The organism is Paracoccus caeni (assembly GCF_016629665.1).
Taxonomy (GTDB): domain Bacteria; phylum Pseudomonadota; class Alphaproteobacteria; order Rhodobacterales; family Rhodobacteraceae; genus Paracoccus; species Paracoccus caeni.
This window is the reverse complement of record NZ_JAEPRQ010000003.1, coordinates 269940-289802: the sequence shown is the minus strand read 5'-3', so window position 1 is coordinate 289802 and position 19863 is coordinate 269940. Positions and strand designations below refer to the sequence as shown.

Genomic DNA, 19863 nt, shown 5'->3' with positions numbered 1-19863 from the left:
GTGCGTGTCGCAGAAAAGCGAGAGCCGTCAGCGCCCCATCCGCCGGATCATGTTGATCGCCTGCCGGATACGCTTGCTGTTCTGCTGAACCTGCCGACCCGAAGCCTGCTTGCCCCCGCGCCGCGACATCTGCCCGACGCCCTTGTTGATGCCCCAGTTCATCAACCGCTGCGTCACCATCCGCATCAGCATGTTGATCAGTTGATTGGCATTCATCGCCGTGCCTCAATCATCGTCGAACAGATCGTCGGCGGGACCGCCAGCGTCGTCTTCGTCGTCATCCGCCCGCACCAGTGGCGGCAGGGCGTTTTCAGGCGGTCGGGAATCCAGCAGACCTGCCGCGCGCAACTCGGTCAGGCCGGGCAGATCGCGGGCGGATTCAAGGCCGAAATGGTCAAGGAAAGTTTCAGTCACCACGAAGGTCGCCGGGCGTCCCGGCGTCATGCGGCGACGGCCAATGCGGACCCATTCCATCTCGATCAACTGGTCCAAAGTGCCGCGACTGACCGCAACCCCACGAATTTCCTCGATTTCCGCGCGCGTGACCGGCTGGTGATAGGCGATGATCGCCAGCGTCTCGATGGCCGCGCGGGACAGGCGGCGCTGTTCAACGGTCTCGGTCTGCATCAGGAAGGACAGATCGGCGGCAGTGCGGAAGGCATAGCCGTCACCAAGCCGCTCCAGCGCCACACCCCGGTTACTGTAGAATTTCCGCAGCCCCGCCAGCGCCTCTGCCGGATCGCTTCCGGCAGGCAGCCGGTCGGCCAGTTCGCGGACCGAGACCGGCTGGGCCGAGGCGAAAAGGATCGCTTCCACCATCCGTTCCTGCTCTGCCATCGAGGGCGGCGGGAAGGCAGGGGTCGCCATCCGCTCGCCCACAGTTTCGGTCGTGGGTTCTGCCGTCTCCGGGCTGTCGTCTTGGGTCAGGTCGGTCACGTCAATGGCGCTCGGAAGGGGGTTTCATACGAAAGCTGATCGGGGCGAATGTGTCGGATTGCCGTATCTCCAACTTGCCCTGCCGTGCAAGTTCCAGCGAAGCGGCAAAGGTTGCTGCCGTCGCGGAACGGCGGCGGGTGCCGTCGGCTTCCCAACCATTGGGCAGAAAGTCCGACAATTCGGTCCAGTCGCCCGCAAAGCCGATCAGGCGGCGCATCCGGTCCAAGGCCTGCTCCATCGTGAAGATGTCCTGACGGTCGAAGGCATAGGGGCGAAATTCGTCCTTGGTTTTCAGCCGCGCATAGGCACGCATCAGGTCGATCAGCCCGGCCTGCCATTCGGTGCGACGCTTGCGGGCAACGGTTTCGGGCGCGCCGCGCTGAAAACGGCTGATGCCAAGCCGGTCACGGCCCATCAGCCGGGTAGCGGATTGGCGCATGGCCTGCAGACGCTCAAGCTGGAAGGCCAGATGGGCGGCCATATCCTCGGCGCTTGGGCCTTCGGCCTCGGGGTCTGGCGGCAGCAGCAGACGCGATTTGAGAAAGGCCAGCCACGCGGCCATGACCAGATAATCAGCGGCCAGTTCGATCCGCAACGCGCGGGCCTGTTCGACGAATTGCAGATATTGCTCGGCCAGATTGAGGACCGAGATTTTCATCAGGTCCACCTTCTGCGTCCGCGCCAGCGTCAGCAGCAGGTCAAGCGGGCCTTCATAGCCCTCGATATCGATGATCAGCGATTCCTCGGACCGGCGCAGGGCGACGGCATCGGCGTCGAACCCGTCACCGGCGACGGGTTTCAGATAGGGCGCATCTTTCGGCGATCTGGCCACGTGCTCTCCGGGGTTCTCAGGCGGACAGGGTCTGTCCTTGCCGGGCCCGAGTCAAGCGTGGCCGCATAGTCATCGGTATTTGCAGAGCGAACACAATCAGGCGGTGGTGAGGGATTGCCACTCGGCCAGAAGCGCGGTGCGGTCCAGTTCCTCGGGCGTATCGCGCCATGTCAAAGCAGCATCGGCGCGGCGTTGCGCCTGCGGCGACATGGTTCCTGCGGCGGCCACGACCGGCTCCATACTGTCGATAGTGCCGTTGCAATGCAGGACAATATCGCAGCCCGCCGCGATCGAGGCGGTGGCGCGTTCAGGCTCGGTCCCGGCAAGCGCATTCATGGTGATGTCGTCGGTCATCAGCAGACCGTCGAAACCGATGCGGCGGCGGATCAGATCGATCACCGTCGGCGAGGCCGTGGCAGGCGCGTCATCCAGCGCGGTAAAGCGGATATGGGCGGTCATGCCGATGGGCAGGTCTGACAATGCGCGGAAGGGCGCGAAGTCGAAGATGTCCAACTCGTCCATCGTCGCGGTCACGGTGGGCAGACCGAGATGGCTGTCGGCGACGGCGCGGCCATGGCCGGGGATGTGTTTCATTACCGGCACCACGCCTGCGGCGATCAGCCCGTCTGCGGCAGAGCGGCCGAGGTCAGCCACGCTGATCGGGTCGGTGCCGAAGCAGCGGTTGCGCAGAAACGGGTGGGTGTCCGCTTGAGCGATGTCCAGCGTGGGGGCGCAATCGGAATCGATGCCGACATCGCGCAGCTCTTGCCCGATGAGGTAATAGCGCAGCCACATGGCGCGGGGACCAGCCGCCGCCTGATCCAGCGGCGCGGGCCATTCCTGCCAATGCGGCGCGCGCAGGCGTTGGACGCGGCCACCTTCCTGATCAACGGTAATCAGGGCGTCGCGCCCCACAGCTTCGCGCAGATCGGCAGTCAGGCGGCGAAGCTGATCGGGGCTTTCGACATTGCGCCCGAAGAGGATGAACCCCCAAGGGTCTGCCGCGCGGAAGAAATCCCGCTCGGCCGTTGTCAGTTCGGTTCCGGTGATGCCGCCAAGGATCGTCGCGCTGTGGCTCATCACCGGGTCCGGGTTCAGTTCAGGGCAAGGCAGTCGGTGCCGCCCGATTTCAGCGCGGCGCAGAATTCGCGTGCCTCGCTGATCGAGCCGAAGCCAGCCACGCGCAGCCGCCAGAAGGTGCGACCGTTCGATTGATGCTCTTGAATCACCTGCTGTTTGCTGCCGAAGGACGAGAATTTACCCGCAAGGCGGTTCCATTCGTTCGCCGCGATGGCATTGCTGTCGAAGGCGCCAAGCTGCACCACCGCGCCGCTGGCCGAGGATGCTGCGACGGCCGGGGCCGCTGCCGGGGCGGCTTGCGGACGGGCGGCGGGCGCCTCTGCGGCAGGTGCTGCCGGTCGCGCATCGGTTGCCGTGGTCGCAGCCGAGGCCACGCGGGTTGCGCGCGGACGCGGTGCCGGGCGGCTTGACGCCGTCAGCACGCCGGGATTGGCGGCGGCCTGCGCCTCGGCCAAAGCGGCGTTGATGGCATCGGGCTGTGCCGGGGCGCCATTCTCATCGGTGACAACCTCGTTCACCGCGCCTTCGGTTGCCGGGGCGTCGATCACAGCCGGGTTTTGCGCCGCAAGGCTTTCCATTGCCAGACGCTGCGCCTCGGCGGCGGCTTCTGCCTCGGCAAGGGCGCGGGCTTCGGAATCCGACATCGGCATGATCGGCTCACCATCGAAGCTGAGCGGGATCTCCGAGGTGTTCGTCGGTTCCCGTGCCGTCGCGCCAAGCGCGCCCATTGCCACGTCGTCATCATTAAGCCCGGTCGCGGCGGGCGCGATGGCGACCTGATTGGTCGGCGCGGGCTCGGTCCCTTCGGCGACGTTGTTGACCGCAAGGCCGGTATAGCTGGTCAGCTCACCACCCGGATTTTCCGGTGTAGTGCGCGATTCGCCCTCAAGCGCGCTGATCAGCGGAACGCCGGACACATCCCGCGACACCAGTTGCCAGCCCCAGGCCAGCAGCGCCACCATCAGCCCGACCGAGGCCAGCGCACCCAAATAATGGGTCAGCCGGGCCACACGCGCCGATAGACTGGCCCCGCCCTGCGGGTCAGCCGCGAATCGCTGATCGTCATATTGGGCCTGTTCGTCGTCCCAACCGTCCTGGTCGTAAGAAAATTCACGCTTCACCTTGTGACGCGAGAAAACGTAACCGCCTTCGCGGAAATCCATCACTGCCATGTCTGCCTGCCTGCCGGTTGCCCCGGTATGTTTTCCGTTGACTGCTCTCAGACGTCCGACGGCGGCACTGTTTTTTAGCGCATTTCTTCCATCGGAGTGACGCCAAGGATAGCGAGACCTGACGAAATGACAACGCCGACGGACCGCACAAGGGCGATTTTTGCTTGCGACGTGGCGAAATCGCCATCCTGCACGAAACGCAGCGAGGTATCGTCATTGCCACGATTCCACAGCGAATGCAGGTCAGAGGCGATTTCATACAGGAAAAACGCGATCCGATGCGGCTCGTGCGCGCGGGCGGCATGTTCCACCAGACGCGGCCATTCGGCGACCTTGCGGGCCAGTTCCAGCTCTGCCGGATGGCTGATCCGGGTCAGATCGGCGCCGGTCAGCGCAGAATCGCTGACATCGATTCCCGCCTCGGTCGCGCGGCGCAGGACCGAGTTCGCCCGCGCATTGGCGTATTGCACATACCAGACCGGGTTGTCCTTCGACTGCTCCAGCACCTTGGCAAAGTCGAAATCCAGAGTGGCATCGTTCTTGCGGGTCAGCATGATGAAGCGGGTGACATCGGCCCCAGCCTCTTCCACCACGTCGCGCAAGGTGACAAAGGTGCCCGCCCGTTTCGACATCTTGAACGGCTCGCCGTTCTTATAGAGCTTCACCAACTGGATCAGCTTGATGTCCAGCGGCACACGCCCGTTCGACAGCGCCTTCACCGCCGCGTTCATCCGCTTCACATAGCCACCGTGATCCGCGCCGAACACGTCGATCAGCGCATCAAAGCCGCGATCGATCTTGTCCCAGTGATAGGCAATGTCGGGCGCGAAATAGGTCCATGCCCCGTCCGATTTCTGGATCGGGCGGTCCACATCGTCACCATGCGCAGTGGATCGGAACAACAATTGCTCGCGCTCTTCCCAGTCCTCGGGCAGCTTGCCTTTTGGCGGTTCCAGAACGCCGCGATAGATCAGGCCCAGGCTTTCCAGACGGGCAATCGCCGCCTCGATCTTGCCGCTGCCATAAAGCGCCTTTTCGCTGGAATACAGATCCATGCGAACGCCAAGCGCCGCCAGATCCTCGCGGATCATCTGCAGCATCGCCTCGGTCGAGAATTCGCGAACCTCGACCAGCCATTCCTCTTCCGGCTTGTCCAGCAGGCTGTCGCCGTATTTGGCCTTCAGCGCTTCGCCGACCGGGATCAGGTAATCGCCGGGATAAAGCCCCTCGCGGATCGCCGGTTCAAGGCCATTGGCCTCGCGGTAGCGTTCATAGGCAGACCGCGCCAGCACATCGACCTGCGCGCCGCCGTCATTGATATAGTATTCGCGGGTGACATCATGGCCCGAAAACGCCAGCAGATTGGCCAGAGCATCGCCGAAGACCGCACCCCGAACATGGCCCACGTGCATCGGGCCGGTCGGGTTGGCGCTGACGAATTCGACATTGACCTTTTGCCCGGTGCCGATGTCGGAACGCCCGAAATCCGCACCTTCGCGGATGGCCGCAGCAACGACCCCCTGCCAGACGGCGGGCGACAGGCGCAGGTTTAGGAAGCCCGGCCCGGCCACTTCGGCGCTGGAGATACGGTCATCGGTCAGGCGCGCGGCCAGTTTGTCGGCAATGTCGCGCGGCTTCATCTGGGCGGGCTTGGCCAACACCATCGCGGCGTTGGTGGCCATGTCGCCATGTGCCGGATCGCGCGGAGGCTCGACCGCGACATTGGCGAAGTCCAGTCCTGCGGGCAGTTCCCCCGCCTGTGTCATCTGGTCCAACGCGGCCAGAACGACGCCACGAAGATCGGTAAAGAGGTTCATCATCGGCTTCCTGAATGCTTGTCGCGGGTTACCGCCTGCCGGGGGGAAAGGTCAAGGAAACCCTGTCTTTTCGACAGGGCGACGCGGCGCGATGGCCCTTTTCACGCCGGGAAACCTCGATTCGCGCTAAATGCCGCATTGCAGCGGATTTCACCTGACAATTGACGCCGGAGCCTCATTGAGCTAGGCGAATAATCGCCTGCATCCGGCAGGCCTAGCGAAGGGGCGTGCGAACATGCGTCCCATAAGGGCCGCAACACCGCCGATCCGGGCGCGCGGCTATGGAACGCATCGTGTCACAAGCGGCGCGAAAGCTGGGAAAGCCCCGAATGACGAAGTTTACCGATCTAAAACTTGACCCCAAAGTGCTGAAAGCCGTTGTCGAGGCGGGGTATGAAAACCCGACGCCGATTCAGGCCGGGGCGATTCCGCCCGCACTGGAAGGCCGCGACGTGCTTGGGATCGCCCAGACCGGCACCGGCAAGACCGCCAGCTTCACCCTGCCGATGATCACGCTTCTGGGTCGTGGCCGGGCGCGGGCACGGATGCCGCGCAGTCTGGTCCTGTGCCCGACCCGCGAACTTGCCGCGCAGGTGGCCGAGAATTTCGACACCTATGCCAAGCATACCAAGCTGACCAAGGCGCTGCTGATCGGCGGCGTCTCGTTCGCGGAACAGGACAAGCTGATCGACCGTGGCGTCGATGTGCTGATCGCCACGCCGGGCCGTCTGCTGGACCATTTCGAACGCGGCAAGCTGCTGTTGACCGGCGTGCAGATCATGGTCGTGGACGAAGCCGACCGGATGCTGGACATGGGCTTCATCCCCGATATCGAGCGGATCTTCCAACTGACCCCGTTCACCCGCCAGACGCTGTTCTTCAGCGCCACCATGGCGCCTGAGATCGAGCGGATCACCAACACCTTCCTGCATTCCCCCGAGCGGATCGAGGTTGCCCGTCAGGCGACGACCAGCGAAACGATCACCCAGAAACTGATCGAGATCACGCCGACCCGCCGCGACCAGACCGCCAAGCAGAAGCGCGAGGTTCTGCGCGCCCTGATCGATTCGGAAGCCGAAAAGCTGACCAACGCGATCATCTTCTGCAACCGCAAGACTGACGTGGATATCGTCGCGAAATCGCTGCAAAAGCATGGCTATGATGCTGCGGCCATTCACGGCGATCTGGATCAAAGCCACCGCACCCGCACTTTGGATCGTTTCCGCGACGGGCAGTTGAAGCTGCTGATCGCCTCGGATGTGGCGGCGCGCGGTCTGGATATTCCGGCCGTCAGCCATGTCTTCAACTTCGACCTGCCCAGCCATGCCGAGGATTACGTCCACCGCATCGGCCGCACCGGCCGCGCTGGTCGTCTGGGCACCGCATTCAGCATCTCCACCCCGTCGGATGAGAAATTCCTGTCGGCCATCGAAAATCTGGTCAAACAAACCCTGCCGCGCGGCGAGATGCCCGAAGGATTCGTGCTGTCGCAATCGGATCGTCCGGCCCGCCCGGATCGTGAAGAGCGCCGGAATGGCCGCGACCGTGATCGCCGCCGTGGCCGTGGTGATGAGACCCGCAAGGAAACTGGTGTGATCGAGACCGTGAACGAAGACCGTGCCCGCCCGCAACGCTCTGAAGAGCGCCGCGAACCGCGGCGGGAGGAACGTCGTGAAGACCGCCGTGACGACCGTCGCGATGAGCGCAAGGAAGAGCGGCAGGAACAGAACCGCCGTGAAGATCGCCGCAACGATCGTCATGATGACCGCCGCGAAAACCGGCGCGGTCGCGGACGCGATGACCATCGCGGTCCGGTGATCGTCGGCATGGGCGATCATGTACCGGAATTCATGCTGGTCGAGCTGCGCAGTCAGACGACCCTTGGTGATGAGGATGTGGCAACCGAGGTCGAAGAGATCGTCGCTGCCACCCCTGCTCCGAAAGCTGAAGAGCCGCGTTCGAAATCCCGCCGCAACCGCTCGCGCCGCAAACCGGCAGCGGAGGCACAGGCCGAAGGTGATGCAGCGCAGGTCGAGGCGGTGGAACCCGTAGTCGAACCGGCCCCGGTCGAGGCTGAGGTCGTGCAGCCGGAAGCCGTGGAAGAAGCCCCGGCGAAACCGAAGCGCACTCGCCGCAGGAAAACCGAAACAGCCGAGGAAGCTGCACCTGCGGAAGCAGCGCCGGCAGTAACCGAAACGGCAGAGAAGCCTCGCCGCACCCGCAAAAAAGCGGAACCCGCGGCTGAAGCAACCGTGGCAGTTGAGGCCGAGACCGCCGAAAAGCCGAAGCGCACCCGCCGCAAGAAAGCCGATGCACCCGAGGCGGCGGCAGAGGCCGAACCCGCGACTGCGACCACGGAAAAGCCCCGCCGGACCCGTCGGAAGAAGGCTGAAGATACCCCCGAACAGGACAGTATCGACGCCGGAGCCTGACACCCGCTCATGCGTGACACGTCCCACGTCCCGCACCTGCGCCGCCGCAGGCCGCCGTTCCGGCAGCTTTGGCCCGATCTGGCGCTTGGCCTGATCGCCGCGCTTGGCCTGCCGCCCTTCGGTATCTGGGCCGCAACGCCCATCGCGTTGAGCCTGCTTCTGTGGCGTCTTTGCCGCGCGCAGCCAGCGGCGGCATTCTGGCACGCGCTGGCCGCCGGGTTTGGCTGGTTCGCGCTGTCGATGCACTGGATCGTCGAGCCGTTTCTGGTCGAGCCGGAAATTTACGGCTGGATGGCCCCCTTCGCGCTGTTTCTGATGGCGCTTGGTGGGGCGCTGTTCTGGGCGTTGCCGGTCTGGGTCGCAGCAAGGCTTGCGCCCACTTGGCGCAGTCAGGCAGTCGCCATCGCGATCCTTCTGGTGCTGTCCGATTGGCTTCGCGGCTGGATTTTCACCGGATTGCCATGGGCGCTGACCGGCCATGTCTGGATCGGCACGCCGGTCGCGCAGGCGGCGGCGTGGATCGGCGCCATCGGCCTTTCCACCCTGACCATGACAATCGCCGTGCTGCCGGTCGTTCTGCGCCGCCCTGCCGGAAGCTCTTTCCCCGGCCTGCTTCCGGGTATCGCGGCATCAATTGCCTTGGTTGTCGGTTTCTGGGCCTTCGGCCTGAACCGTCTGGCCGAACCCTTGCCCGCCGACACGACCACACAACTGCGCATCGTTCAGCCAAATGCCGAACAGCATCTGAAATGGGACCCCGACTGGTCAGGCACATTCTTCCGTCGCCTGCTTGATCTCTCTGCCCAACCGGGCAGACGCGATCTGGTGATCTGGCCGGAAACGGCGGTGAATTTCCTGCTGGAGGATGCGGACGAGGTTCTGCCGATCATGTCGCAGGCCGCGGGCGCGAAACTGATCTTCGGCATTCAGCGCCGCGACGGCAGCCGCTATTATAACAGCCTCGTCACGCTGGATCGCGCGGGCGCGGTGACCGAGATTTACGACAAGTTTCATCTGGTGCCGTTCGGCGAATACATCCCTTGGGGCGACGCAATGGCGAAGATCGGCATCACCGCCTTCGCCGCGCAGGCGGGTATGGGCTACAGCGCCGGCCCCGGCCCCCGCGTGATCACAAGCGATGTCGCGCCCGCCTATCAGCCCCTCATCTGCTATGAGGCGATCTTTCCGCAACATCTGCGCGCCACCGAGAGCCGCCCCGGCTGGCTGCTGCAATCCACGAATGATGCGTGGTTCGGAAAATTCTCGGGGCCCTATCAGCATCTGGCGCAGGCGCGCCTGCGCAGCATCGAATCGGGCCTGCCGCTGGTCCGCGCGGCAAATACCGGCATCAGCGCCGTCATCGATCCACATGGAGAGATCCGCGATTCATTGGGCCTTGGCGAGATCGACAAGATCGATGCCCCGCTGCCCGGCGCGCTGCCGCCGACCTTCTGGATCACATGGGGCAACGCCCCGATCCTGTCATTCCTGCTGATCGCGCTCGCCGCCGCCCTGATCCTGCCCCGTCGCCGGGCCTGACCACCTCACTGCCGGAATCCGGTGGGGGCGACAGCCCCCTGCCCCGGCTCAATCGCGAAAGTTGCGGCTTTCCTTGACCTGATCCCAGGCCCAGACCACCTCGGCCAGCCGATCCTCGTCCGAGCGGTCGCCGCCATTCATGTCGGGATGCAGATCCTTGACCAGCGATTTGTACTGCTTCCTGATCTCGGCCCGGGTCCAGCTATCCTTGGCCTCAAGGATATCCAGCGCCTTGCGTTCGGTCGGCGGCAGCTTGCGGCTAGCCTTGGCACGGGCTTCAGGCGAAGTGCCGTTGGCGCCAAGGATCTCCAACGGATCGCTGACCCCGTGGCGCGCCCATTTCTGGTCCTGCGCCGCGCGGCCGAAGGGCTTGGTCGGACGTTCCCACACCGTCGCATTATCGATGAATTGCTGGAATTCTTCTTCGCTCTGGCCCTGAAAATAGTTCCAGTTCGCGTTGTATTCGCGCACATGTTCTTTGCAGAACCAGAAATAATCATCCAGATTCCGGGGGTTTTTAGGCGCGCGATATTGCCCCGGCTCGTTGCAGCCCTCTTTCTCGCAAACGCGGGTCGAGGTCTCGAACGCACCGGACATGCCACGCCTGCCCTTGTTCCGCCGCTTCTTGTCCTTGGCGGCGGATATGTCGAATCCGAACGGGTCGTTATTGCTCATTCTGGGGCACCTTTGCGACTCGGAGGCGGCAGTCTAATGTATTTCGCGCGACATGAAAGGTCTTGACGGAGGGGAGCAGATGATCGCTGACGAAATGAAGGCCCGGCTGGTGGCGCTGGAACCGACCAGTATCGACGTCATCGACGAAAGCGAGGGCCATCGCGGCCATGCGGGGTATCGCGAAGGGGGCCAGACGCATTTCCGCATCCGTCTGGCGAGCCCGCGTTTTGCAGGTCTGGGCCGGATAGAGCGGCACCGGCTGGTGCATCAGACCTTGGGCGATATCGTGCCGCGCATCCATGCTTTGGCGCTGGAATTGTCGGAAAGCTGAACCGTTAGCGCCCACATCGTCTTGCCGCTGTCATGCCCCCCGCGTAGAAGCCCGGCCAAGCATTGTTGATGACGACAAGGACAGAACCATGACCACGCCGAAGGATTTCAACGACCGCATGCTGTCTCTGGGACTGGCCCGCGTCAGCGAGGCGGCGGCACATGCCTCGGCCCTGTTGATCGGGCGCGGTGACGAGAAAGCCGCCGATCAGGCCGCTGTCAACGCGATGCGCGATCAGTTGAACATGCTGGACATCAAAGGCGTCGTGGTGATCGGCGAGGGTGAACGCGACGAAGCCCCGATGCTCTATATCGGCGAGGAAGTCGGCACCGGCAATGGTCCCGAAGTTGACATCGCGCTGGACCCTCTGGAGGGCACCACGCTGACCGCCAAGGATATGCCGAACGCGCTGACCGTGATCGCCATGGCTCCGCGCGGCACGCTGCTGCATGCGCCGGATGTCTATATGGACAAGCTGGCCATCGGGCCGGGCTATGCCAAGGATGTCGTCAGTCTGGACATGACCCCGGCCGAGCGTGTGCGTGCGCTGGCGAAAGCCCGTGGTGTGAAGGACAGCGACATCACCGTTTGCATTCTGGAACGTCCCCGGCACGAGGACATGATCGCCGAAGTTCGCGAAACCGGCGCGGCGATCCGTCTGATCACCGATGGCGACGTCGCGGGTGTGATCCACACCGCCGAGGCCGAACTGACCGGCATCGACATGTATATGGGGTCAGGCGGCGCGCCCGAGGGTGTGCTGGCGGCCTCGGCATTGAAATGCATGGGCGGGCAAATCTGGGGCCGTCTGCTGTTTCGCAACGATGACGAACGGGGCCGGGCGAAGAAAGCCGGGATCGCCGATTTGAACCGGATCTATTCGCGCGACGAGCTGGTCACCGCCGATGTGATCTTTGCCGCGACGGGCGTGACAAATGGCTCCATCGTGGCAGGCGTGAAGCGCGAGCCGGGCTTTCTGCAGACCGAGACGATCCTGATGCGGTCAAAAACCGGCTCGGTTCGCCGGATGATCTATCGCAACCCGATCCGGTAAGGTATCGGGACAGGCGGGGGCGCTGCCCCCGTCCCTGCGGGACTCCCCCGCGGTATTTGCACAACGAAGAAATCGGGTTGGTCGCGTGGCGTTTCTGGGGATCGAGAACTCACTGACGGGCCGCCGCTGGATCGGCCCCGACCCCGCAACCGAGCGACTGGCGGAAGGTCTGGCGCAGCAAGCGACGCTGCCGTTGGCCGTCGCCCGCATTCTGGCCGAACGCGGGATAGAGCCTGCCGAGGCCACGGGCTTCCTGACCCCCCGTCTGCGCGATCTGCTGCCCGATCCGCTGACATTGCGCGACATGGAGATTGCCGCCGAACGGCTGGTGGGCGCTGCCGATGGTGGGCAGCGCATCGCGATCTTTGCCGATTACGATGTCGATGGCGGATCGTCGGCGGCGTTGCTTTTGGATTGGCTGCGCAGTCAGGGGCGCGATGCCACGCTGTATATCCCCGACCGCATCGATGAAGGTTACGGGCCGAACGTTCCGGCAATGCAGGCGCTGGCCGCGGATCATGATCTGATAGTCTGCGTCGATTGCGGCACGTTGAGCCATGAGGCGCTGGCCGCCGCCAGCGGGGCGGATGTGGTCGTTCTGGATCACCACCTTGGCGGCGAGACGCTGCCGCCTGCCTTGGCCGTCGTCAATCCGAACCGCGCCGATGAAGATGGCGAGATCGGTTATCTTTGCGCCGCAGGCGTGGTGTTTCTGACGCTTGTTCAGGCCGGTCGGGTGCTGCGCCGGTCGGGGCGGCCCGAGCCGGATCTGATGGCGCTTCTGGATCTGGTGGCGCTGGCGACGGTGGCCGATGTGGCGCCTTTGGTCGGGGTGAACCGGGCCTTTGTGCGGCAGGGCCTGACCATTATGGCGAAGAGGCAGCGTCCGGGGCTGGTCGCGCTGTCGGATGTGGCGCGACTGGACGGACCGCCAAGCGCCTTTCATCTTGGTTTCCTGCTTGGCCCCCGGATCAATGCTGGCGGGCGGGTCGGGCGTGCCGATCTGGGCGCCTTGTGCCTGTCCACCCGCGATCCACGGGAAGCCGCGCAATTGGCGGCACAACTGGACGAACTGAACCGCGACCGCCGCACCATCGAGGCAGCCGTGCGGGACGAGGCCTTGGCGCAGGTCGAGGCGCGGGGCGATGTCAGCCTGTCATGGGCCGCCGGTCCCGGCTGGCATCCCGGCGTTGTCGGCATCGTTGCCGCGCGGGTGAAGGAAGCGACCGATCTGCCTTCGGTGGTGATCGGGGTCGAGGGCGGGATCGGCAAGGGCTCGGCCCGGTCGGTGCCGGGTGTCGATCTGGGCCGGGCCATTCAACGGCTCGCGCGCGAGGGGTTGCTGCTCAAGGGTGGCGGGCATGAGATGGCCGCCGGTCTGACGGTCGAGGAAGACAAGATACCCGCCGCGATGGCCCGGCTGTCCGAACTGATCGCGAAGGATCTGATCGAGCGGACCGGCGCGCGGGATCTGCGCGTGTCTGGGTTGCTTGAAACGGCTGGCGCGACGCCTCAGCTTTTCCGGCAGTTGGAGGATGCGGGTCCATTCGGGCAGGCTGCCCCCGCGCCGCGCTTTGTCTTTGCCGATCAGTTGATCGAAAACGTCAGCACGATGGGTGACAATCACCTGCGGCTTGGTTTCAGAACGCCCGGCGCACCTGCGCTGGAGGCTGTCGCATGGGGCGCGATGTCCGGCCCGCTTGGCCCGGAACTGATCGGCGCCAAGGGGCGACGCTTCCATTTGGCGGGCAAGCTTGATCTTTCCACCTGGGGCGGTCGCGAGCGGCTTCGTCTGCGGCTGGATGACGCCGCGCCGGTCTGAGCGACTTCTGAGCGTCTCTGGTCAGCCCGCACCAGCCCGGCTAACCTTCGCGAAAATGACAGAGGAGGCAGAGATGAAACTGACCTGGCTTGGACATTCCGGCTTTCGCCTTGAGATTGAAGATGCGGTGATCCTGATCGATCCCTGGCTATCGGGGAATCCCGTCTTCCCCGAAGGCAAGCGCGCCGAGGCCATCGGTGGCGCGACCCATATTCTGCTGACCCATGGTCATGGCGACCATTCAGGCGACACGCTGGCCATCGCGAAAGAGCTGAAAATCCCGGTCGTCGGCATCTATGATCTGGTCAACACATGGATGACGCATCAGGGTATCGATGGCGTCGGATTCAACAAGGGCGGCACTGTCGGTCTGGGCCGCGCGCAGGTCACCATGGTCAATGCCGCGCATTCCAGTTCCATCGAGGGTGCGGATGGCCCGATCTATGCGGGTCACGAATCCGGCTACATGATCGCGGGTGAAGGCCATGTGATCTATGTCTCGGGGGATACCGATATCATGGCCGACATGGCGTGGATGGGCGAATATCATCAGCCCGATATCGGCATCCTTAGTGCGGGCGGGCATTTCACCATGGATATGAAGCGCGCGGCCTGGGCGGCGAAGAAATATTTCGACTTCAAGACGGTCATTCCCTGTCATTACAAGACTTTCCCGCTGCTAGAGCAGTCGGCGGATGCCTTGCGGCAGGGATTGCCCGGCGTGAATGTCATCGAACCCGAAGTCATGAAGGCGATAGAGCTGTGAGTTTCCAGACATTTGACGACCCCTCTGCCGGCGGCGATCATGCAGCCCGTCTTGCCGCCCTGCGATCCGCGCTTGCCGCCGGTGATCTTGACGCCTTCATCATCCCCCGCGCCGACGCGCATCAGGGGGAATACGTCTCTGACAGCGATGCCCGGCTGGCCTGGCTGACCGGCTTCACCGGCAGCGCGGGGTTCTGCATCGTCACCCGTGATCGTGCCGGTGTGTTCATCGATGGCCGCTACCGCGTGCAGGTGAAGGCCCAGATCGATCCCGCGCATTTCACGCCGGTCGCATGGCCCGAGACTTCTGCAGCCGAATGGCTGCGAGAGGCGTTGCCCGCTGGCGGGCGGGTCGGGTTTGATCCGTGGCTTCATACTCGCAGCGAAATTTCCCGCATCGAGAAGGGTCTTGGCGATAGCGGCATCGGCCTGATCGCTGTGTCGGAAAACCCTGTTGACGCGATCTGGACCGACCGCCCAGAGCCGCCGGTCGGCGCGGCGCGCGCCCATGAGGATGCGATTGCCGGGGAAACTGCGGCACAGAAACGGGCGCGGCTTGCCGCTGAATTGAAGCAGTCCGGTCAGGCCGCCGCCTTCCTGTCACTGCCGGATTCTATCTCATGGCTTCTGAACATTCGCGGCACCGACATCCCCCGCAATCCTATCGTTCAAAGCTTTGCGGTCCTGTCAGATGACGGGCAGCTTGCGCTATTCGCCGATCCGGCAAAGTTCGACGCCGGATTGCGTGTCAAGCTGGGCAATCAGGTCTCGATCCTGCCACCTGATGGGCTGACAGCGGCGCTGGCCAATCTTGAAGGTCCGGTGCGGCTTGACGCCGGCTCCGCGCCCGAAGCCGCGTTCCGCATTCTCGAGGCTGCAGGGACAGAGATCATCACCGCCCCCGATCCTGCCATCCTGCCCAAGGCGCGCAAGAACCCGGCAGAACTTCAGGGCATGCGCGACGCCCATCGTCGCGACGGTGCGGCCATGGTCAGGCTGTTGGCATGGCTGGACAAACAAGAGCCAGCAACCCTGACCGAGATCGACGTGGTCGAAAAGCTGGAGGGCTTTCGGATCGAGCAGGGCATTACCGATGTCAGCTTCGATACGATCATGGGATCCGGTCCGAATGGCGCCTTGGCCCATTACCGCGTGACGCGGGACAGCAACCGGCGACTGCAGAACGGCGATATGGTGGTGCTGGATTCGGGCGGGCAATATCCCGACGGCACAACCGACATTACGCGCACCCTGCCAATGGGCCAGCCCCCGGCAGAGGCCGTGGCGCCCTATACCGCCGTCTTGCGCGGGATGATCGCCATCAGCCGCGCCCGTTTCCCGAAAGGCGTGGCAGGCGCACATCTGGACGCGCTGGCACGACAGTTTCTCTGGTTCGACGGCAAAGATTATGACCACGGCACCGGCCACGGCGTCGGCGCGGCGCTGTGTGTCCACGAGGGGCCGGTCAGGATCAGCCGGATCAGCGATCTGCCTTTGCAAACCGGCATGATCCTGTCGAACGAGCCCGGCTATTACCGCGAAGGTGCTTTCGGCATCAGGATCGAGAACCTCATCATCGTCTCCGAGGCAGAGGGCGAGCCCGGTCGATCAATGCTGGGATTCGAGACGCTGACCATCTGCCCCATCGACAAACGCGCGATCGATATCGCCGCCATGTCGCGCGACGAAATCCTGTGGCTTGATGATTATCACGCATGGGTCAGGGAAGAACTGTCGCCGCTGCTGGATCAGGCAGATCGCGACTGGCTGGAACGGGCAACCCTGCCCTTGGCCGGGTCGGCGACGGCATAGCGCAACATCCGGGGGGTGCGGGGGGCGGGTAGCCCCCCGTTATCGCGGGACGCAATCAGTCCAGCGCGGCCAATAGCCGCTCGGCCTCGTCAATGGGCGCGGTCAGCGCCGCACGATCCTCGCCGGGGAAGAACCGCGCCCGAACGGCGGTGGGCATCGGATTGGGCTGGGCTATGACAACCTTCGGCCCGATCTTCGTGGCCTCATTCTGCCAGCTTCGGGCCAATGCGATCTGTGCCGCCTTGCTGGTCCCGTAAGCGCCAAAGAATTTCTCGCCCGCGCGGGGATCGTCCAGAAACAGCGCGGTGCCGTTCCGTTCGCGCAGAAGCGGCTCAAGAAGGGCGATCAGGCCACGTGTGACCTCGATATTGACCAGCGCGGATTTCGCCCAGTCCTTCCCGTCGATCTGCGGCACCGGCGACAATGGTGCCGCATGGATCGCGCAATGCGCCCAGAAATCCAGCCCACCCCACCGGCCAAGGATCGCCTCGGCCATCTGCTGCATGGCCGCCGCTTCGCTGACATCCATCGGCGCCAGCGTGGCCGAGCCGCCTGCCTTTCGGATGCGGTCGTCAAGCTCTTCCAACGCGCCGACAGTGCGCGCCACCGCCAGCACATGATATCCCCGCGCCGCCAGCCGCTCGGCCAAGGCTGCGCCCAACCCGCGAGAGGCACCTGTCACCAGCGCCAGCCGCGCCCCGTCTATCTGTTTCGATTCACTCATGCCGTCCCCATGCCATCAGCCGCCCGCCCACGCAAGCATGCAGCAGGCGCGCACGAAAAAGGGCCCCCGCAGAGGCCCTTTTCATATTGAACGAACCGCTCAGCGCGTTTCGATATCGATATAGTCGCGCTTCAGGCTGCCGATATAAAGCTGACGCGGGCGACCGATCTTGTTCTGCGGGTCGCCGATCATTTCCTTCCACTGCGCGATCCAGCCAACCGTCCGCGACAGCGCGAAGATCGGCGTGAACATCGAGGTGGGGAAGCCCATCGCTTCAAGGATGATGCCGGAATAGAAATCGACGTTCGGATACAGCTTCTTCTCGATGAAGTATTCGTCCTCCAGCGCGATCTTCTCAAGCTCCTTCGCCACCTGCAGCGTCGGGTTGTTGTGAACGCCCAGCAGATCCAGAACCTCGTCGGCCGATTCCTTCATGACCTTCGCGCGCGGGTCAAAGTTCTTATAGACCCGGTGGCCGAAGCCCATCAGTTTGAACGGATCGTTCTTGTCCTTCGCCTTGGCGATATATTCTGGGATATTGTCCACGGTCCCGATCTCGCGCAGCATTTCCAGCGCGGCCTGGTTCGCACCGCCATGTGCCGGACCCCACAGACAGGCAATGCCCGCCGCGATACAGGCAAAGGGGTTGGCGCCCGACGACCCGGCCAGACGCACGGTCGAGGTTGAGGCATTCTGTTCGTGGTCGGCATGCAGCGTGAAGATACGGTCCATGGCGCGGGCCAAAGCCGGATCGACATGATAAGTCTCAGCCGGAACCGAGAAGCACATGTGCAGGAAGTTCGAAGCGTAATCCAGCTCGTTCTTCGGATAGACGAAGGGCTGGCCGATCGAGTATTTATAGGCCATTGCCGCAATCGTCGGCAGCTTGGCGATCAGGCGGATCGCGGCAACCTCACGCTGCCAGGGATCGCCGATATCGGTCGAATCGTGATAGAAGGCCGACATCGCCCCGACCACGCCCACCATCGTCGCCATTGGATGGCTGTCGCGGCGGAAACCACGGAAGAAATAGTGCATCTGTTCATGCACCATGGTGTGACGGGTCACGCGGCTTTCGAAGTCATGCAGTTGATCAGCCGTCGGCAGTTCACCGTAAAGCAGCAGATAGCAGACTTCGAGATAGTGCGACTTGGCCGCAAGCTGATCGATCGGATAGCCGCGATACCATAATTCGCCTGCATCACCATCGATATAGGTGATGGTGGAATCGCAGCTTGCGGTCGAAGTGAAACCGGGATCGTAGGTAAAGACATCCGCCTGCCCATAGAGCTTGCGAATATCCAGAACTTCCGGCCCCACCGTGGGGGTGAGCACGGGAAGCTCGAATTCGGCATTGTTAATCAGCAGCTTGGCGGTTTTCGAGTCGGCCATCCAACACGTCCTTTCCGGCTGGGCCGGGTCATCCGCGCGTCCTGGCTCGGGTTGACCCTGGCAAGTGGGGGCAGGCGTCAGCCTGCCAATTCAATCTGGTCCTGAAGCCGGGCCAGAGATTCTTCGCGGCCTAAAGCCGTCATCATGTCGAACACGCTGGGAGTAGCGGCTCTCCCGGCCAGAGCGGCGCGCAAGGGCCCCGCAATCTTGCCCAAGCCGACACCGTTTTCTTCGGCAACCGTCTTGGCCGCCTGCTCCAGTTCGTCTCGCGTCCAGCTAGCATGCTGCACTGCGGCAGTCAATGATTTCAGCATACCACGGGATACCGAATCCAAAGCCTTGGCGGCTTTTTCTTCGATATCAATGGGTCGTGACACCAATGCAAAACGCGCCTGCTCCAGAAGCTGGGGAAGGGTTTTTGCCTTCTCCTTCAGCGCTGGCAGCGCCGGCAGCAGGCGGCTTTTCTGTTGGTCCGTCAAAGGCTTCGCGCCAGTCTCGACCAGATAATCCTCGATCACTCGCAACAAGTCTTCGTCGTCCATCACGCCGATATGGTGACCGCTGACATGCTCGAGCTTCTTGAAATCCAGCCGGGCCGGCGCGCGGCCGATTCCTGCCAGATCAAACCATTCGCGCGCCTGCGCGTCATCGAACAACTCGTCGTCGCCATGGCTCCAGCCAAGCCGTGCCAGATAATTGCGCATCGCGACCGCCGGATAGCCAAGTGCAGCAAATTCGTGCAGCCCGACCGCGCCGTGGCGCTTCGACAGTTTCTTGCCGTCTTCACCGTGAATCAGCGGGATATGGGCGAAAACCGGGCGCTTCCAGCCCATCGCATCATAGACCTGAATTTGCCGCGCGGTATTGGTCAGGTGGTCGTCGCCCCGGATCACATGGGTCACGCCCATATCGTGATCGTCCACCACCACCGCATGCATATAGGTCGGCGTCCCGTCGCTGCGCAGCAGCACCATGTCGTCAAGCTGATCGTTCGCGACCCGAACCGGCCCCTGCACGGCGTCATCGATCACCGTCTCGCCCGTGCGCGGAGCCCGCAACCGGATCGCATAAGGCCCATCCGGCAGATCGGTGGCATCGCGCCACGGGCTTTGGAACGGCTGGCGGGGATGTTCCTCACGCCATGCCGCGATTTCCTCCGGGGTCGAGAAGCATTTGTAGGCGCTGCCTTTTTCCAGCATCTCGCGCGCAACTTCGGCATGACGCTCGATCCGGCTGAACTGGCTGACCGGCTCGCCGTCCCAGTCCAGACCCAGCCATTCCAGCCCTTTCAGAATCGCCTCGGTCGCCTCGGGGGTCGAGCGGGCGCGGTCGGTATCCTCGATCCGAAGCAGGAATTTTCCTCCGCGACCCCGGGCGTAAAGCCAGTTGAAAAGCGCAGTGCGCGCGCCGCCGATATGCAGGTAACCCGTCGGCGACGGGGCGAAGCGGGTGACGACGGGGGCGTTCTCGGACATGGCGG

The 19863-nt window shown here is 63.6% G+C and carries 16 protein-coding genes and 1 pseudogene; 7 read left to right on the top strand and 10 right to left on the bottom strand.

Features of this window, described 5'->3' with window-relative positions; translation table 11 throughout:
• Nucleotides 1-27: 27 nt before the first annotated feature.
• The 6 genes from JJJ17_RS10955 to argS form a co-directional block, all read right to left on the bottom strand.
• On the bottom strand, nt 28-216 hold the full coding sequence (locus JJJ17_RS10955; RefSeq protein WP_200686295.1) for a hypothetical protein: 189 nt from the start codon (nt 214-216) through the stop codon (nt 28-30).
• Between the two features lie 9 nt (nt 217-225).
• Complete coding sequence (gene scpB, locus JJJ17_RS10950; RefSeq protein ID WP_200686765.1) at nt 226-867, bottom strand: SMC-Scp complex subunit ScpB; 642 nt, start codon at nt 865-867, stop codon at nt 226-228.
• A gap of 70 nt (nt 868-937) precedes the next feature.
• Nucleotides 938-1768 carry a segregation and condensation protein A gene (locus tag JJJ17_RS10945; protein ID WP_407673352.1) on the bottom strand — a complete coding sequence of 277 codons (831 nt, stop codon included), beginning with the start codon at nt 1766-1768 and terminating at the stop codon, nt 938-940.
• A gap of 96 nt (nt 1769-1864) precedes the next feature.
• Nucleotides 1865-2848, bottom strand: coding sequence for a glycoside hydrolase family 3 N-terminal domain-containing protein (locus JJJ17_RS10940; RefSeq protein WP_200686293.1), 984 nt, complete (start codon nt 2846-2848; stop codon nt 1865-1867).
• Nucleotides 2849-2862: 14 nt separating this feature from the next.
• Nucleotides 2863-4020 carry an SPOR domain-containing protein gene (locus JJJ17_RS10935; protein ID WP_200686291.1) on the bottom strand — a complete coding sequence of 386 codons (1158 nt, stop codon included), beginning with the start codon at nt 4018-4020 and terminating at the stop codon, nt 2863-2865.
• Nucleotides 4021-4094: 74 nt separating this feature from the next.
• Nucleotides 4095-5837: an arginine--tRNA ligase gene (gene argS, locus JJJ17_RS10930; RefSeq protein ID WP_200686289.1), complete on the bottom strand. Its 1743-nt coding sequence runs from the start codon at nt 5835-5837 to the stop codon at nt 4095-4097.
• Between the two features lie 329 nt (nt 5838-6166).
• Here argS and JJJ17_RS10925 point away from each other — a divergent pair.
• Nucleotides 6167-7765: pseudogene (locus JJJ17_RS10925) on the top strand (DEAD/DEAH box helicase); the annotation flags it as partial.
• 513 nt (nt 7766-8278) lie between these two features.
• Nucleotides 8279-9808 carry an apolipoprotein N-acyltransferase gene (gene lnt / locus JJJ17_RS10920; protein WP_200686285.1) on the top strand — a complete coding sequence of 510 codons (1530 nt, stop codon included), beginning with the start codon at nt 8279-8281 and terminating at the stop codon, nt 9806-9808.
• A 48-nt stretch (nt 9809-9856) separates the two neighbouring features.
• Here the strand turns inward: lnt and JJJ17_RS10915 are convergent, their stop codons facing one another.
• Entirely contained in the window at nt 9857-10483 is a 627-nt protein-coding gene (locus JJJ17_RS10915) for a J domain-containing protein (protein WP_200686283.1), read from the bottom strand.
• Nucleotides 10484-10562: 79 nt separating this feature from the next.
• On the opposite strand from JJJ17_RS10915, the gene JJJ17_RS10910 reads away from it, so the two are divergent.
• From JJJ17_RS10910 to JJJ17_RS10890, 5 genes are all read left to right on the top strand, one after another.
• Nucleotides 10563-10814, top strand: coding sequence for a BolA family protein (locus tag JJJ17_RS10910; protein ID WP_200686281.1), 252 nt, complete (start codon nt 10563-10565; stop codon nt 10812-10814).
• An 88-nt stretch (nt 10815-10902) separates the two neighbouring features.
• Nucleotides 10903-11868, top strand: a complete 966-nt coding sequence (gene glpX / locus JJJ17_RS10905; protein ID WP_200686279.1) for a class II fructose-bisphosphatase — start codon at nt 10903-10905, stop codon at nt 11866-11868.
• Nucleotides 11869-11953: 85 nt separating this feature from the next.
• Entirely contained in the window at nt 11954-13690 is a 1737-nt protein-coding gene (recJ, locus tag JJJ17_RS10900) for a single-stranded-DNA-specific exonuclease RecJ (RefSeq protein ID WP_200686276.1), read from the top strand.
• A gap of 73 nt (nt 13691-13763) precedes the next feature.
• Complete coding sequence (locus JJJ17_RS10895) at nt 13764-14456, top strand: metal-dependent hydrolase (protein WP_200686274.1); 693 nt, start codon at nt 13764-13766, stop codon at nt 14454-14456.
• Entirely contained in the window at nt 14453-16267 is a 1815-nt protein-coding gene (locus JJJ17_RS10890) for an aminopeptidase P family protein (RefSeq protein ID WP_200686272.1), read from the top strand. The genes JJJ17_RS10895 and JJJ17_RS10890 overlap by 4 nt, the downstream gene beginning before the upstream one ends.
• Nucleotides 16268-16322: 55 nt before the next feature.
• Here the strand turns inward: JJJ17_RS10890 and JJJ17_RS10885 are convergent, their stop codons facing one another.
• The 3 genes from JJJ17_RS10885 to gltX form a co-directional block, all read right to left on the bottom strand.
• A complete protein-coding gene (locus JJJ17_RS10885; RefSeq protein WP_200686270.1) occupies nt 16323-16991 on the bottom strand; it encodes an SDR family NAD(P)-dependent oxidoreductase in 669 nt (222 codons plus the stop codon).
• A gap of 99 nt (nt 16992-17090) precedes the next feature.
• Nucleotides 17091-18383 carry a citrate synthase gene (gene gltA, locus JJJ17_RS10880; RefSeq protein WP_200686268.1) on the bottom strand — a complete coding sequence of 431 codons (1293 nt, stop codon included), beginning with the start codon at nt 18381-18383 and terminating at the stop codon, nt 17091-17093.
• Nucleotides 18384-18460: 77 nt separating this feature from the next.
• Entirely contained in the window at nt 18461-19858 is a 1398-nt protein-coding gene (gene gltX, locus JJJ17_RS10875; protein ID WP_200686266.1) for a glutamate--tRNA ligase, read from the bottom strand.
• Between the last annotated feature and the right edge of the window lie 5 nt (nt 19859-19863).

What these genes read in the sequence shown, in the direction of transcription:
- glpX (WP_200686279.1), top strand. Translation starts at nt 10,903, where the DNA reads ATGACCACGCCGAAGGATTTCAACGACCGCATGCTGTCTCTGGGACTG.
- JJJ17_RS10915 (WP_200686283.1), bottom strand. Translation starts at nt 10,483, where the DNA reads ATGAGCAATAACGACCCGTTCGGATTCGACATATCCGCCGCCAAGGAC.
- JJJ17_RS10895 (WP_200686274.1), top strand. Translation starts at nt 13,764, where the DNA reads ATGAAACTGACCTGGCTTGGACATTCCGGCTTTCGCCTTGAGATTGAA.
- lnt (WP_200686285.1), top strand. Translation starts at nt 8,279, where the DNA reads ATGCGTGACACGTCCCACGTCCCGCACCTGCGCCGCCGCAGGCCGCCG.
- JJJ17_RS10885 (WP_200686270.1), bottom strand. Translation starts at nt 16,991, where the DNA reads ATGAGTGAATCGAAACAGATAGACGGGGCGCGGCTGGCGCTGGTGACA.
- gltA (WP_200686268.1), bottom strand. Translation starts at nt 18,383, where the DNA reads ATGGCCGACTCGAAAACCGCCAAGCTGCTGATTAACAATGCCGAATTC.
- JJJ17_RS10910 (WP_200686281.1), top strand. Translation starts at nt 10,563, where the DNA reads ATGATCGCTGACGAAATGAAGGCCCGGCTGGTGGCGCTGGAACCGACC.
- JJJ17_RS10935 (WP_200686291.1), bottom strand. Translation starts at nt 4,020, where the DNA reads ATGGCAGTGATGGATTTCCGCGAAGGCGGTTACGTTTTCTCGCGTCAC.
- gltX (WP_200686266.1), bottom strand. Translation starts at nt 19,858, where the DNA reads ATGTCCGAGAACGCCCCCGTCGTCACCCGCTTCGCCCCGTCGCCGACG.
- argS (WP_200686289.1), bottom strand. Translation starts at nt 5,837, where the DNA reads ATGAACCTCTTTACCGATCTTCGTGGCGTCGTTCTGGCCGCGTTGGAC.
- JJJ17_RS10955 (WP_200686295.1), bottom strand. Translation starts at nt 216, where the DNA reads ATGAATGCCAATCAACTGATCAACATGCTGATGCGGATGGTGACGCAG.
- JJJ17_RS10940 (WP_200686293.1), bottom strand. Translation starts at nt 2,848, where the DNA reads ATGAGCCACAGCGCGACGATCCTTGGCGGCATCACCGGAACCGAACTG.
- scpB (WP_200686765.1), bottom strand. Translation starts at nt 867, where the DNA reads ATGGCGACCCCTGCCTTCCCGCCGCCCTCGATGGCAGAGCAGGAACGG.